The organism is Cupriavidus plantarum (assembly GCF_905397285.1).
Classification (GTDB): Bacteria; Pseudomonadota; Gammaproteobacteria; order Burkholderiales; family Burkholderiaceae; genus Cupriavidus; species Cupriavidus plantarum.
Genome location: NZ_CAJPUX010000002.1, coordinates 1 through 13806, shown reverse-complemented (window position 1 = coordinate 13806; position 13806 = coordinate 1). Strand labels below are relative to the sequence as shown.

At 67.0% G+C, this 13806-nt stretch carries 14 protein-coding genes; 13 read left to right on the top strand and 1 reads right to left on the bottom strand.

The features are described 5' to 3' along the window. The first annotated feature begins 162 nt into the window (after positions 1 to 162). The 5 genes from KHP16_RS08885 to KHP16_RS08865 all read left to right on the top strand — a co-directional run bounded on the left by KHP16_RS08885 (position 163) and on the right by KHP16_RS08865 (position 4572). A complete protein-coding gene (locus tag KHP16_RS08885) occupies positions 163 to 495 on the top strand; it encodes a hypothetical protein (protein ID WP_115953437.1) in 333 nt (110 codons plus the stop codon). 17 nt (positions 496 to 512) lie between these two features. Beyond that, entirely contained in the window at positions 513 to 1688 is a 1176-nt protein-coding gene (locus tag KHP16_RS08880) for an FAD binding domain-containing protein (protein ID WP_211960030.1), read from the top strand. 282 nt (positions 1689 to 1970) lie between these two features. Beyond that, positions 1971 to 2876 (top strand): helix-turn-helix domain-containing protein, encoded by a 906-nt coding sequence (locus tag KHP16_RS08875; protein ID WP_109583797.1) that lies wholly within the window; start codon positions 1971 to 1973, stop codon positions 2874 to 2876. Further along, positions 2869 to 3396, top strand: a complete 528-nt coding sequence (locus KHP16_RS08870; RefSeq protein WP_109583675.1) for a DUF3331 domain-containing protein — start codon at positions 2869 to 2871, stop codon at positions 3394 to 3396. Before KHP16_RS08875 ends, KHP16_RS08870 begins: the two co-directional genes overlap by 8 nt. Before the next feature lie 24 nt (positions 3397 to 3420). Continuing rightward, on the top strand, positions 3421 to 4572 hold the full coding sequence (locus KHP16_RS08865) for a cytochrome d ubiquinol oxidase subunit II (protein WP_211960029.1): 1152 nt from the start codon (positions 3421 to 3423) through the stop codon (positions 4570 to 4572). A gap of 28 nt (positions 4573 to 4600) precedes the next feature. Here the strand turns inward: KHP16_RS08865 and KHP16_RS08860 are convergent, their stop codons facing one another. After that, positions 4601 to 5077, bottom strand: coding sequence for a Dps family protein (locus KHP16_RS08860; protein ID WP_109583677.1), 477 nt, complete (start codon positions 5075 to 5077; stop codon positions 4601 to 4603). Between the two features lie 245 nt (positions 5078 to 5322). Here KHP16_RS08860 and KHP16_RS08855 point away from each other — a divergent pair, with 245 nt between their 5' ends. The 8 genes from KHP16_RS08855 to KHP16_RS08820 all read left to right on the top strand — a co-directional run bounded on the left by KHP16_RS08855 (position 5323) and on the right by KHP16_RS08820 (position 13640). Then, positions 5323 to 6867, top strand: a complete 1545-nt coding sequence (locus KHP16_RS08855) for an ATP-binding protein (protein ID WP_115953440.1) — start codon at positions 5323 to 5325, stop codon at positions 6865 to 6867. Between the two features lie 139 nt (positions 6868 to 7006). Continuing rightward, positions 7007 to 7495 (top strand): VOC family protein, encoded by a 489-nt coding sequence (locus KHP16_RS08850; RefSeq protein ID WP_115953441.1) that lies wholly within the window; start codon positions 7007 to 7009, stop codon positions 7493 to 7495. Further along, positions 7492 to 8700, top strand: coding sequence for an FAD binding domain-containing protein (locus tag KHP16_RS08845; protein ID WP_211960028.1), 1209 nt, complete (start codon positions 7492 to 7494; stop codon positions 8698 to 8700). Before KHP16_RS08850 ends, KHP16_RS08845 begins: the two co-directional genes overlap by 4 nt. A 25-nt stretch (positions 8701 to 8725) precedes the next feature. After that, entirely contained in the window at positions 8726 to 9094 is a 369-nt protein-coding gene (locus KHP16_RS08840) for a DUF485 domain-containing protein (RefSeq protein WP_109583681.1), read from the top strand. Continuing rightward, complete coding sequence (locus KHP16_RS08835; RefSeq protein WP_115953443.1) at positions 9091 to 10662, top strand: cation acetate symporter; 1572 nt, start codon at positions 9091 to 9093, stop codon at positions 10660 to 10662. Before KHP16_RS08840 ends, KHP16_RS08835 begins: the two co-directional genes overlap by 4 nt. A 163-nt stretch (positions 10663 to 10825) precedes the next feature. Then, a complete protein-coding gene (locus KHP16_RS08830; RefSeq protein WP_211960523.1) occupies positions 10826 to 11410 on the top strand; it encodes a TetR/AcrR family transcriptional regulator in 585 nt (194 codons plus the stop codon). Positions 11411 to 11414: 4 nt separating this feature from the next. Beyond that, positions 11415 to 12344: a LysR family transcriptional regulator gene (locus KHP16_RS08825; protein WP_109583683.1), complete on the top strand. Its 930-nt coding sequence runs from the start codon at positions 11415 to 11417 to the stop codon at positions 12342 to 12344. Positions 12345 to 12443: 99 nt separating this feature from the next. After that, on the top strand, positions 12444 to 13640 hold the full coding sequence (locus KHP16_RS08820) for an MFS transporter (protein WP_208648239.1): 1197 nt from the start codon (positions 12444 to 12446) through the stop codon (positions 13638 to 13640). The last annotated feature ends 166 nt before the right edge of the window (positions 13641 to 13806 follow it).

The following is a 13806-nucleotide window of genomic DNA, read 5'->3' as shown; positions in this document are numbered from 1 at the left end:
TGGAACGACTTCGGACCATTGGTGCCGCGTCAACTGCACGAGGTTTCCCTTGACTCATACCTTCGTGTAACGCCCCACCGACCACGCGCCAATTGTTGCCACCATGCCCGGGCTCCTACGATTCCGTACAACCAGCACACATATCGCAACGGAGGTCCGAACATGACGTACCGGCATCTTTGGCTCCAGCTCCTGATCGGGTTCGGCGGCGCCGCAATCGTCTCCATGGCCGTCGCCGCATGCCTGACCACCGAGGCGTCTATCGGCGGGAGCGCCATCGGCACGCACCGGAATGGTGAACACACGAGCCCGGCGTCGCTTGCCGCCGATCGCAATGTCAACCCAAACATGGACATCGATATGCGCGCCCTGCGCCCGGCCGACCTTCGCGTCTACGTCAGGGCCACGCCCATGCGGGTCTCGGCCTGGGACGACGCCGCGGACGCCGGCAGCCGCGCCACCATCGCCCGTCTGCACGACGGCGTTGCACGCTAACTCACGGATACCCTGACATGCCGCTCTTTCAACGTCCTCGCGCCATCATCATCGGCGGCTCGCTCGGCGGGCTCTTCAGCGCGGTCTGCCTGCGGGCGATCGGCTGGGACGTCGAAGTCTTCGAACGCTCGCCGCGCGACCTCGACAGCCGTGGCGGCGGTCTCGTGCTGCAGCCCGATGTCACCGATGCACTGGATTTCGCCGGTCTCGACCATGGCCCCGACTTCGGCGTGCCGTCGCGAGACCGCATCTTCGTGTCCCGCGACGGCAGCGTCCGCCGCATGTACATGCCGCAGGTGCAGATCGCATGGAATGGCTTGTATCTGCGCATGCGCGAAGCGCTTGGCCCTCTGGTCCATGCCGGCGAAACCTTTGTTTCCCTTACACAGGACCCCGCACAGACCTCGCCGACGGGCTCGCCCCGCGTCACCGCCTGCTTCGCATCGGGGCGCAGCGCGCAAGGGGATCTGCTGATCGGCGCCGACGGTCCGCTTTCGAGCGTCCGCGCGCAGTTGCTGCCGACCGACGCGCCTGTCTACGCCGGCTATGTCGCATGGCGCGGCGTAGTCCCCGAAATCAACCTCGGCGCGCAAAGCCGCGCCCTGCTGGACGACGCGTTCGCGTTCCAGGATGGCCAGGGCCATCAGTTCCTCACGTATCGCATCCCCGGGGAGAACGGCAGCGTGCGTCCGGGCGATCGGCGCCAGAACTGGGTGTGGTACCGCCCGATCGAGCGGGGCCCGGCACTCGAGGCGCTGCTGCAGGACCGCACCGGCCATCGGCATACCCATTCTCTGCCGCCGGGCGCGCTGCGGGACGCCGAGATGCATGCGCTGCAACACGATGCCTCCAATGCGCTGGCGCCGGCGCTCGCGAGCCTCGTTACCGCAACGCCCGATCCGTTCCTGCAACTGATCCAGGACTACGAGGCGCCGCGCATGGTATTCGGCCGCGTGGCGCTGCTGGGCGATGCCGCGTTCGTCGCGCGTCCGCATACGGGCGCCGGCGCGGGCAAGGCCGCGGGTAATGCGCTGTCGCTGGCCCGCGCGCTGCAGAACGTCATGCACGAGGTGGAAGACATCGACGGCGCGCTGGCCGGCTGGGAGCTCGCACAGTTGCCCGCCGACCGCCGCCTCGTGCGCTGGGGTATCGCGCTGGGGCGCCGGATCATGGAAGTGGAGCAACCGGCGTGAGCGCGATGAATGCCGGAGAAGGAAGCCAGAAGCCTGGAGCCATTGTGATGAACGACAACGAAAGCCTGTTGCTGATGTACGGATGGATCGCCCTTGCAGTGATGAATCTGGTGCTGATTGCCGTTGCGTTCATCCAGTACGCGGACTGACGTCCGTCACCGAAATTACGGAGTTTCTCCCATGAAAGACGTTTCGATGCCGGTGCCTGTCACGCCCGCATACCTGCCCCACCCGCCGCGACGCGATGGTGTGCCCACTCTGGACCTGACGCGTGCCGCGCGCATGCCGGACCCGGTCCAGCCCGAACGCGCATGGCGTTACCCGCCCCAGGCCGCGCCGAGCGAACTCGACACGATCCTTGTCTCGCGCTGGAAGTGCGAAGTCGGCGAAACGCAGACGGTATCCCATCCCGGCGACGCGCGCTGGCATTGCATCAGCCTGAACCTGCGCACGAGCTCGGTGCGCCTGCTGTGCGGCGGCAAGCCAATCTTCGATGGCCGTCTCGCGCCGGGCGCGGTCCAGATCACGGCGCCGGGCGTGGCGGCGACCGCGACCTACGACGGCGCCTGCGACGTTCTGCATCTGTTCGTGCCACAGACCGTGATCGCGCGCTGCCATACCGACCAGTTTGGCCATGCGCCCGAGGGCGACGTGATCCTCGACGACCCGTTCCTCCATACCGACCCCGCCCTCGAACGGCTCGGCCAGGCGCTCGCCGTGGCCCAGACGCAGGACCCCGGTCTCGGCCGCATGTTCGCGGACAGCGTAGCGCTGGCGATCGTTTCCCGCGTCGTGGCGGCGCACTTCCACCGCGCGGCCACCGGCCAGCGCACGCGCGCCAAGCTGCCGCAATGGCGCCTGCGCCGCGCGCTCGAATACATCGATGCCAATCTCGACACGCCCATCGGCCTCGCCGATATCGCGGAGAGCACGGGCATGACGCGCATGCATTTTGCGGCGCAGTTCCGCCGCACGACGGGCATGCGCCCGCACGAGTACCTGCTGCGCCGACGCATCGAGCATGCACAGGATCTGCTGCAGCAGACCGAGGGCAGCGTGCTCGACGTAGCGCTGCGCTGCGGCTTCCGCTCGCAGGCGCACTTCACCACGGTCTTCAAACGCTTCGTTGGCGATACGCCGCACTGCTGGCGCGTCAAGGCAGCATCCACCGGGAGCTCCCATGCTTGATTCCGCATACGCCGCGCTCGACGCCACCCGTGAGTCGTCCGACCCGCAAGAGATGCATGACATTCATCGAAGCACCGCGCATGACACGTGGTCGCGCACCATCGCCCTGCTCGCGCCGCAACGCATTCCCGCCGGCGCGCTCGCCTCGATGACGGCCCACGCGGCCGACGAGGATGCCCGCCGCGCGCAGCGCGCCCAGCGCCCGCACGCGCCAATGGTCACCGTGATCGAACGGCCCAGCCCGACGCTCGCGATCGTGAGCTGGCGCGATGCCACGCATTGCCGCTATGGCGAGCAGATCTGGACGGCCGCGTCCGCGCGCTCGTCGGGGACGTGCGCACTCACTGGCCGGCCGATTGCGCGCGGCGAGGCGATCTTCCGCCCGCAGCGCTCGCGACCCGCCGCGCTCAACGCCGGTTCGATGATCCTCGCGGCCGCGCTCGAACAGGCATGCCACGTCAACGAGCCCGTGCGCGATGAACCGCGCCCGGTTTTCCGCTATCGCGCGCACGGACGCTGATACGGACCCTACCGGACGCCCGCGATGGACTCCTTTCCCCATGCGTTGCTCGTTGACGCCTGGTTCTGCATTCTTGCGCTCATGGCCGCGTGCTACGTGGTCTCGGACGGTTTCGACCTGGGCATCGGCATCCTGAGTCTGTTCGCGCCGGACCGGCCGACGCGGGAAGCGATGCTGGGCGCGATCGTGCACGTACGCGACGCCAACGAGACCTGGCTCGTCGTCATCGGCGGCGGCCTCTTCGGCGCGTTTCCCGCGGCCTACGCGATGCTGCTTCCGCAGCTCTACGTACCGCTCATCACGATGGTCCTTGGGCTCATCCTCCGCGGCGCGGCGGTCGAGATGCGGGGGACTGCGCCAGAGACGGGCGCACCGGGAATGATTGCCCCTGGCGCGCCGCGCCACACGCGCCTGAGCCTTCCCGCACTGGACCGCATGCTCGGCGTCGGCAGCCTCGTCGCCGCTGTCTCGCAAGGGGCGATCCTGGGCCGTATCCTCACCGGATTGCGACCCGGTGCCTGGCACGGTGTCCTCGTGGTGGCCGCCGTGATCGGCGTTGGCGCGGGTTATGCGCTGCTCGGGTCAACATACCTGCTGGGACGCAGCGCACCGGAGGTCGATGTAGGGATCGATGTAGGGATCGATGCAGGGGTCGATGCAGGGGTCGATGCACGGGTCGAGGGACTGGTCGCCGCGCACGCGCGGCGCTGGACGCTGAGCGCCTTGTGGCTTGCCGTGTCGAGCGCCGTGCTGCTGACCGCCGATCTCATGTCGCACCACCTCGAAGCCGACCACCTTCATGCGATGCACGGCCTGCCGCTGCTGCCACTCGGATGCGGCGCGATAGCCGCCGCGGTCGCGTTGTTTCTCGCCCGCCGCATCGCATGGTCGCGCCAGCAGTCGCAGGGCGGGCCGCGGCGCGAACCGGACGGCTCGCCGCGGGCGCCGTTCGGCCTCGCGGTATTGCTGACGCTCGTATCGCTCGCCGGACTCGCGTCAAGCGTGTTTCCCTATATCGTGCCCGGCCGCCTGATGCTCGCGGAGGCATCGTCGAACGATCGTGTGCTGGCGCTGATGCTCGCGGGCGTCGGCGTGCTGCTGCCGATCATGGTCGCCTATACGCTGTATCGCAACCTGCGGAGCATGACCCGCCCGTCTGCGGGCCATGTCCTGTAGCAGCCTCCGGCAAGACGCCGGCGGCCAATTATTTCGCCGCCTCGGCGAGGAACCACGCGCGGCGCTGCGCTTCGTCGATCCAGTTCTCGAGCAGGCTCGCCGTCGCGACGTCCGCATGGTCGTCGCAAAGATCGTGCGATTCCAGCATCGCGGCAACCAGCGCCAGATTGTCGGCATGGAGTTCGCGCAGCATGGCGTGCGGCGTCACCGATTCTTCATCGTTGTCGCGCAGGCGTTGCAAACGCGCGATATTGCCGATCGAACGCAGCGTCGTGCCGCCGATCTTGCGCACGCGCTCGGCGATATCGTCGGTGATCGCGAAGATCTGGTCCGACTGCTCGTCCAGCATCAGGTGATAGTCGCGGAAGTGCGGGCCGGACATATGCCAGTGGAAATTCTTGGTTTTGAGGTACAACGCGAAAACGTCCGCCAGCAGTCGATTGAGAGAATCGGAGAGTTCGGTGACGGCAAGGCCGGGATCGCCGGCGCGCGAAGGGTCTAGCATGAATGACTCCAGGTAGTGGTGCACGCCGATAGTGCGCCCTCTCCATGACAGGCGCTTTGCATCGGCGGGGCGGATTTCGCAATCGCCCGAATACGCCGCCGGATGCCATCCGAGCGCGACCCCTGGATGCCTCGCCATGTAGACAGGTAGTCATACCTTCATATGATTACAACTTCCGACACATTGGCTTAGTATCACGCTCGGGTCATGGTATTCACGCCAAACACAGACGATTTGCCTGCCGCATGCGTAACGAGACGACCAACCGACTACTGATAAGCGCCGCGTGCGTGCTGGGGCTGGCCGTCTTCCTGATCGACGCGTTGACGACCCTCGACTTCGCGATCGCGGTGCTCTACGTGCTCGTCATCCTGATGGTAGCGCTGACGGGCTCCATCCCCGCCACGCGCCTTGCCGGCGGTGCGTCGGCCGTGCTGACGCTGACGGCGTTCGGGGTCGCTCCCGCGCACATGGACGACCAGGGCCACCTCGTGCGCTGCCTCTTCGCGCTGCTGGCCATCTGCACCACCACGCTGCTCGCGCTGCGCATGCTCGCGGACATGGCGCAGCGCCGGGTTGCCGAAGCCGCGCTGGCACGCAGCGAAGCCTTCCTGGCGGAAGCGCAGAAGCTCAGCAAGACGGGCAGTATCTTTATCCGGTTCCCTGAAGGCGCCATGGCGTGGTCCACGGAGTCGTACCGCATCTTCGGCTATCCGAGCACCGAGGAAGCGCACCTGAACCGCATCATGCCGCGCGTGCATCCTGACGACCTCGCGGAGGTGCAGCGCACGCACGCCGCGATGCTCGGCGGGGCGCCGCTCATCGAACTGAAGCATCGGCTGCGCATGCCTAACGACGACGTCCTGCACGTGCACCTCGTTGCGCGCCGCACGGTCAGCGAGGGCGATCGCCACGAATACGTCGGCGCGCTCATGGATGTGACGGAGACCGTACGCACGCAGCAGGCGCTACAGGGCACGATGGCCGAACTCGCGCATGCCGCGCGCGTGGCTACGCTGGGCCAGCTCGCCGCGTCGATTGCGCACGAAGTCACCCAGCCGATGGCCGCCGTGATCGCATGCGGCAACTCGGCGCTGCGCTGGCTGCGCCGCCCGCAGCCGAACATCGAGGAAGCCGCGGATTCCGTCGAGCAGATCGTGCGCGATGCCAGCCGCGCGACGGAGATCATCCAGCGCATTCGCGCGATGGCGCGCAAGTCCACGCCGAAGTACGAGCAGATCGACGTGAACCGGCTCGTGGTCGGCGCGCTCGAGGTCGTTCGCCGTGAACTGCAAGACCACCGCGTCGCTGCCGATATCGACCTCGCGGCGGAAAGCGCGACGATCCGTGGCGACTGGACGCAACTGCAACAGGTACTGGTCAACCTGATGGTCAATGCCGTGCAGGCGATGACCGCGATACCCGGCCGCAGGAGACTTACCGTATCGAGCCGCATCACGCCGGACAACGCCGTGACCGTGATCGTCAGCGACACGGGGCCGGGCATTTCTCCCGAACACATGGCCCGGCTGTTCCACGCCTTTCACACCACCAAGTCCAACGGCATGGGCCTTGGGCTGTCGATCTGCCGCGGCATCGTGGAGCGCCATGGCGGCACGATCGAAGCCGAGTCGCCACCCGGCAGCGGCGCCACGCTCATCGTCCGCCTGCCTTTGTCCACTGGCGAGAACGCGCAGCCGATGGCTGTCGTGCCCAGCGACGTGCCCATCGAAAAGTCCGGCGCGAAGTCGCACGAGCGGCCCACCAGCGACGCCGAGCGCCCCGGTTGAGCCGCCCCCGTCATTTATCGATCGAAAAATAATACCGCTATCGGGGAAACTACTCCCCCGGTAAGGCTTGGCGTTCCCGATACTCGCCTCTATATTTATCAAACGATCACTAATCGATTGATAAATTAAGGAGGCTTCCATGGCCCTCACCAGACTGGCCCATTACTCCATTCGCACCACCGACCTCGAGCGGTCATGCGCGTTCTACGAACGCGTGCTCGGGTTCCGGCGGGGCTATCGCCCGCCCTTCGATTTTCCCGGTGCGTGGCTCTATCTCGGCGACGACGAGCGCGACTTCGGCACCGTGCACATCATTGGCGTCGATCCGAACGACAGCGCGGGGCTCGCCAGTTACCTCGGGGACCGCGCGTTGCCGGCATCGGGTACCGGCACGCTTGACCACATCGCCTTTCTCGCGACCGGGGTCGCCCAGATGTGGGAGCGGCTGCGCGCGGAGGGCATTCCATGGCGTGACCGCACCGTACCGAGCCTCGGTCTCCATCAGGTGTTCATCGAGGACCCGTCGGGCGTGACGATCGAGCTCAACTACCCGGCGGCCGAAGTCGCGGGGCTCGCCCTGCCGGGCGCAAGCGCCGCGGCGAAGCCGGCGGCGGAGGTCACGCCATGACCGCCCGCCGCGCAATTGTCGTCGGCGGCTCGCTCGGCGGTTTGTTCGCCGCCAATATGCTGGCCCGCGACGGCTGGGATGTCGACGTCTTCGAGCGCACGCCGGAGGCCCTCGCCGGCCGTGGCGCCGGCATCGTCACCCATCCAGAGCTGTTCGATGCGCTCGCCGCGGCGGGCATCGACGTCGACGACGGCATCGGCGTCCAGGTCGATACGCGCGTCACGCTGTCGCGCGAAGGTACCCCGCTCTCCGAGCGGCCGCTGCCGCAAACGCTGACCGCGTGGGGGAAGATGTACGAGGTATTGCGGCGCGGTTACACCGGCAGCTACCGGTCCGGAGCGGCGGTATCGCGCGTGGAAAGCCACGGCACGCAGGCCACCGTCACGCTACAGGACGGCTCGCGGCACCATGCGGACCTGGTCATCGCGGCGGACGGCTTCCGGTCCTGCGTCCGGGCACAGCTGCTGCCCGAAGTCGATCTGCAATACGCGGGCTACATCGCATGGCGCGGCCTCGTCGAAGAGTCGCGCCTTTCGCCGCAAACGCACGCGGACATCTTCGGCAAGTTCGCCTTCTGCCTGCCGCCGCGCGAACAGATCCTTGGGTATCCCGTCGCGGGCGATGCCAACAGCATCGCGCCGCGCCAGCGCCGCTACAACTTCGTGTGGTATCGGGCCACGCGCGAGGAAGACCAGCTGCCCGACCTCCTGACGGACGCCACGGGCAAATACTGGGCGCAGGGCATTCCGCCGGGCCTGATCCGGCGCGACGTCCTCGACGAGATGGAGGAGGCCGCCACGGCGCTGCTGGCGCCGCAATTCGCGGAGGTCGTAACACGCACCGCGCAGCCGCTGTTCCAGCCGATCTTCGATCTCGCCGTCCCGCGCATGGCATTCGGACGCGTGGCGCTGCTCGGCGATGCCGCCTTTGTCGCGCGGCCGCACTGCGGCATGGGCGTGACCAAGGCAGCGGGCGACGCTCTGGCCCTGGCCCAGGCACTGCGCGGCACGCAATCGGTCGCGGAGGCATTGGAGGCGTACGACGCCACGCGCGTGCCGACCGGTCTCGCCATCGTCGAGCATGCCCGCCATCTCGGCGCATACATGCAGGCGCAACTCAAAAGCGATACCGATCGCGCGATGGCCGAACGCTATCGCACGCCGGAAGCCGTGATGCGCGAAACCGCGATCTCGCGCCGGTTCTGATCTTCCATATGGACGGAGACAACCCATGACCCATACCGCCCCCTCCATGCCGGCTGCAGTCCGGCCCCCTCGGGACGCCGTGCCGCCACCGGTCGCGCCGCATCCGATGCTCGGGCAGCCGGCCTTCGAACGGCTGCATCGCGCGCGCCGGCGTTTCTCCTGGACCCTGACGGCCACGATGCTCGCCGTCTACTTCGGCTTCATCCTGACGCTGGCGTTCCGGCCCGCGTGGCTCGCCACGCCGGTCGCGGCGGGATATCCGACGACCATCGGCATTCCCATCGGCTTCGGCATGTTCGTCCTGACGTTCGCGCTCGTGGCGCTCTACGTGCATCGCACCAACACCGTGTACGACCGCCAGATCGCGGCGCTGCGCGAAGGAGCCGCATCATGAGCATCGGACAAGGACTCAATACCCTCGCCATCGGCATGTTCCTCGTGTTCGTGATCGCCACGCTCGCGGTCACGCGCTGGGCGGCGCGGCGCAACCATAGCGTGGCGGATCACTATGCGGCGGGCGGCAGAATCACCGCGATGCAGAATGGCTGGGCCATCGCTGGCGACTACATGTCCGCGGCCTCGCTGCTCGGCATCTCCGCGCTCGTATTTACCAGCGGTTACGACGGACTGATCTATTCCATCGGCTTTCTCGCGAGCTGGCCCATCATCCTGTTCCTGATTGCCGAACCGCTGCGCAACCTCGGGCGCTACACCCTCGCGGACGTGCTGTCATACCGGCTGCGCCAGCGTCCGATCCGCGCGTTCTCGGCGTCGAGCTCCATCGTCATCGTGTTGCTCTACCTGGTCTCCCAGATGGTTGGCGCGGGCAAGCTGGTGGAACTGCTGTTCGGCTTCAGCTACACGTCGGCCGTGGTCATCGTCGGCGTGCTGATGGTCGTCTACGTGTTCTTTGGCGGCATGCTCGCCACCACCTGGATCCAGATCATCAAGGCCGTGATGCTGCTGGCCGGGGCCGCGTTCATGGCATTCATGGTACTGAGCCGATTCGGCTTCAGCCTGGACAACCTGTTCTCCAGCGCGATCGCCGCGCATGCCAGGCACGAGGGCATCATGCGCCCCGGCGGGCTCGTCTCGGATCCCGTGTCCGCGGTCTCGCTCGGCCTCGCGCTGATCTTCGGTACGGCAGGGCTGCCGCACATCCTCATGCGCTTTTTCACGGTCGGCGACGTCAAGGCCGCGCGAAAGAGCGTACTCTACGCCACCGGCATCGTCGGCACCGGCTACGCGCTGATCATCGTGATCGGCTTCGGCACGATCGCGCTGGTGGCGAACGATGCCAGTTATCACGACGGCGCTGGCAAGGTGATCGGCGGCGTCAACATGGTCGCGGTGCACCTCGCGCATGCGGTGGGCGGCAACGTGTTCCTCGGCTTCATCTGTGCCGTGGCGTTCTCGACGATCCTTGCCGTCGTCGCCGGCCTGACGCTCGCTGGCGCGTCCGCCGTGTCGCACGACCTGTACGCGACCGTAATGCGCGGCGGCAAGGCCTCCGATCGCGACGAGATGCGCGTGTCGCGCCTGACCACGCTGGTGCTCGGCGTACTCTCGATCCTGCTCGGCATTCTGTTCGAGAATCAGACCATCGCCTTCATCGTGAGCCTCACGTTCTCGATCGCTGCAAGCTCCAACTTCCCGGTGCTGCTGCTGTCGATCTACTGGCGCGGGCTCACCACGCGCGGCGCCGTGGCGGGCGGCACGCTGGGCCTCGTCACCGCCGTGGTGCTGACGGTGCTGAGCCCGACGGTCTGGGTGCAGGTGCTCGGCCATGCGAAGGCCGTCTATCCGTACGAGTATCCGGCGCTGTTCTCGATGGCGATCGCCTTCGCGGGCATCGTCCTGTTCTCGGTGACGGACCGGTCCGCGCGCGGCGCGTGGGAACGTGCGGCTTACCAGAACCAGCGCGTCGATTGCGAACTCGGCAAGCTCGACGCCGCGGGCTGATGCCGCCGGAACGACCCAAGGGGGATGACGAACGGTAGAATCCGTACGTCATCCCCATCGCCAGAGGTCTACACCCATGGAGTCCAGCAACGCGCCCGCCCGCGACGACGGCACCGCCAAGTCCACGCGGCGGCTCTTGCCCGAGGCGCGCGAGCAGCAGATCGTGGAAAAGGCGATCGAGCACTTCACGCGCAACGGGTTCGGGGGCAGCACGCGGGAACTCGCCCGGCAGATCGGCGTCACGCAGCCGCTGCTGTATCGCTACTTCGACAGCAAGGAAGCGTTGATCGAGCGTGTGTACAACGAGGTGTTCCAGTGGCGTCCGGTGTGGGAGCGGCAGATCGCGGACCGCTCGGTACCGCTGACCGAGCGGCTGCATGCGTTCTATGTCGACTACTCGACAGTCATCCTGCGGGAGGAATGGATCCGGCTGTTCATCTTCGCCGGCCTGACGCACGAAGGCATCAACAACAAGTACCTGAGCAAGCTGCGCAACAAGGTCTTCCTTCCCGTGCTCGCGGAGGTGCGCGAGGCCTATGGCATCGGCGCGCCGCGCGGTGCCGCCGAGACCGACGCGGAAATCGAGATGATCTGGAGCCTGCATGCGGCGATCTTTTATATCGGCGTGCGCAAATGGATCTACGGGCTCAAGGTGCCCACCGATCTTGACGCCGTCATCCGCCAGAAAGTCGACATGTTCCTGCACGGCGCCCCCGCTGCCATGCGCAAGCTGCGCGACGGCAAGTAAGCCGATGGACAAGCTGCTTGCATTGAAGATGTTCGTCGAAACGGTCGACGCCAAGGGGTTCTCCGCGGCCGCGCGCCGTCTGCAACTGGCCACGTCTTCCGTGACCCGCGCGCTTGACGGCCTGGAGTCGTCGCTTGGCGCGGTGCTGCTCAACCGCTCGACGCGCCAGGTCACGGTGACGGAGGCTGGCGCCGCGTATTACCGGCATGCGCGCGGCATTCTCGAGGCCGTCGAGGAAGCCGATGCGATGATCGCCGATCGGGGCGACCTGCCGGTCGGCCAGTTGCGGGTATCGATTCCGGTGGCGTTCGGCCGCCGCTGCATCGCGCCCTATCTCGGCGCATGGCTCGCCGCGCATCCGCAACTGGAACTCGAGGTCACGCTCACCGACGACATCGTGGACCTGCTTACCGCGCGCATCGACGTTTCCGTGCGCCTGGGCGGGGCGGCAGCGTACGACAACGTGATCGCGCGGGAAATGGGCCGCTTCCGCCGCCGCGTCGTCGCCACGGCCGCATATCTCGCGCGCCATGGCACGCCGGAGACACCGATGGACCTCGTCGAGCACCGCTGCCTGCGCTTCAGCTACGGCGCGCGCGATCAGGTCTGGACGTTCCGGCAGGGAGAAGCGAGCGAGATCGTGCCCATCACGGGACATTTCCGCAGCAACAACACCGAGGTGCTGCTGGAGGTGTTACGCGCCGATGGCGGCATCGCGCTGCTGCCCGACTGGCTGGTCGATGACGATATCGCCAGCGGCCGCGTCACGGCATTATTCGGCGACTGGGACGTCCATCCGGACCAGTCGATGTCCGTCGTGTCCGCGCTGTACCTGCCCAATCAGCGCGGTTCGCGCCGCGTTGCCGCGTTCCTGGCGTTCCTGCAAACCCTGCCAACGCTGCGGCAGCCGCCGTCCGCGCGTAGCCCTGCCTGAGCGCTTTGCGCTACCCGCAACGCTGATTTGCCAGGCGTTGCGATTCTCTCCCCGCGCGCGAGGCTCTACGATCCGGTCATCGTCCTTCGGATCCCAGCCATGCATCCCACCTCCCCCACCTCACCGGCCCTTGGCCATGCCGGCATGTCCGGCACGCTCGTCGCGCTGTTCTCGCTATGCGCGGGCCTGCTCGTCGCCAATCTGTATTACGCGCAACCGATCATCGAACTGATCGCGCCGTCTGTCGGGCTCTCCGTGCCGAGCGCAAGCTTCATCGTCTCGCTGACGCAGATCGGCTATGCCATCGGCCTGTTCTTCCTCGTGCCGCTGGCGGACCTGCTCGAGAATCGGCGCCTGCTCGTGATCAGCGGCGTGGCGACCGCGGCGAGCCTGATTGGCGCGGCGATCTCCTCCCATCCGGCCCCGTTCCTGCTGGTCTCGCTGCTGCTCGGCCTCAGTTCGGTGAGCGTGCAAATCCTGATTCCGCTCGCCGCGCACCTCGCGCCGGAAGCGCAGCGTGGCCGCACGGTCGGCACGATCATGGGCGGCCTGCTGACGGGCATCCTGCTGGCGCGGCCGCTGTCGAGCATGCTCGCGCAATATCTGGGCTGGCGCGCGGTGTTCGTCATCGCGGCGGCCCTGACGCTGATGACCGTGGCCATCATCGTGCTGACGCTGCCGCGCCGCGTGCCCGGACATCGGGCGGGCTACCCGGCGCTGCTGATCTCCCTGTGGCATCTGTTCACACGTCATGCGGTGCTTCGCCAGCGCGCGCTCTTCCAGGCGCTCCTGTTCGCGGCCTTCAGCCTGTTCTGGACCGCCGCGCCGCTGGAACTGGCCGGCCATTACGGCCTGTCGCAATCGCAGATCGGGATATTTGCGCTGGTAGGCGCCCTGGGCGCGGTGGCGGCGCCGATCGCGGGCCGGCTTGCCGATGCGGGCCACACGCGCGTGGCGTCCTATGCCGCGATGACGCTGGCCGCGCTCAGTTTCCTGCCCGGTCTCACCGGCGGCGCGCTTGGCCTCTATGCGCTGGCACTGACCGGCATCGTGCTCGATTTCGCGGTGCAGATGAACATGGTGCTGGGCCAACGCACGATCTACGCGCTCGACCCCGCCAGCCGTGGCCGGCTGAACGCGCTGTATATGACGTCGATCTTCGCAGGCGGCGCGCTCGGCTCGGCGGTAGCCAGCGGGCTGTATGCCCATGTGGGGTGGCACGGCGTGGTGGCGGCCGGGAGCGGTCTGGCGCTGATATCGCTGGCGGCGCTGGCGTTGTCTTCCGGCCGGGATTGATGATCTTGCCGACCTGAACCGCCCTCGTCGCCCCGACACACGCGGCGAGGGCGAGTTAGAGCAACCCCTCTAAACTTCGTCCTTGCTTATCTATCTAGTAGTAGATAATATTCAGCCCATCGACGCACCTACCTAGCAGTAGATACATAAGGGTGGATGCCCAACC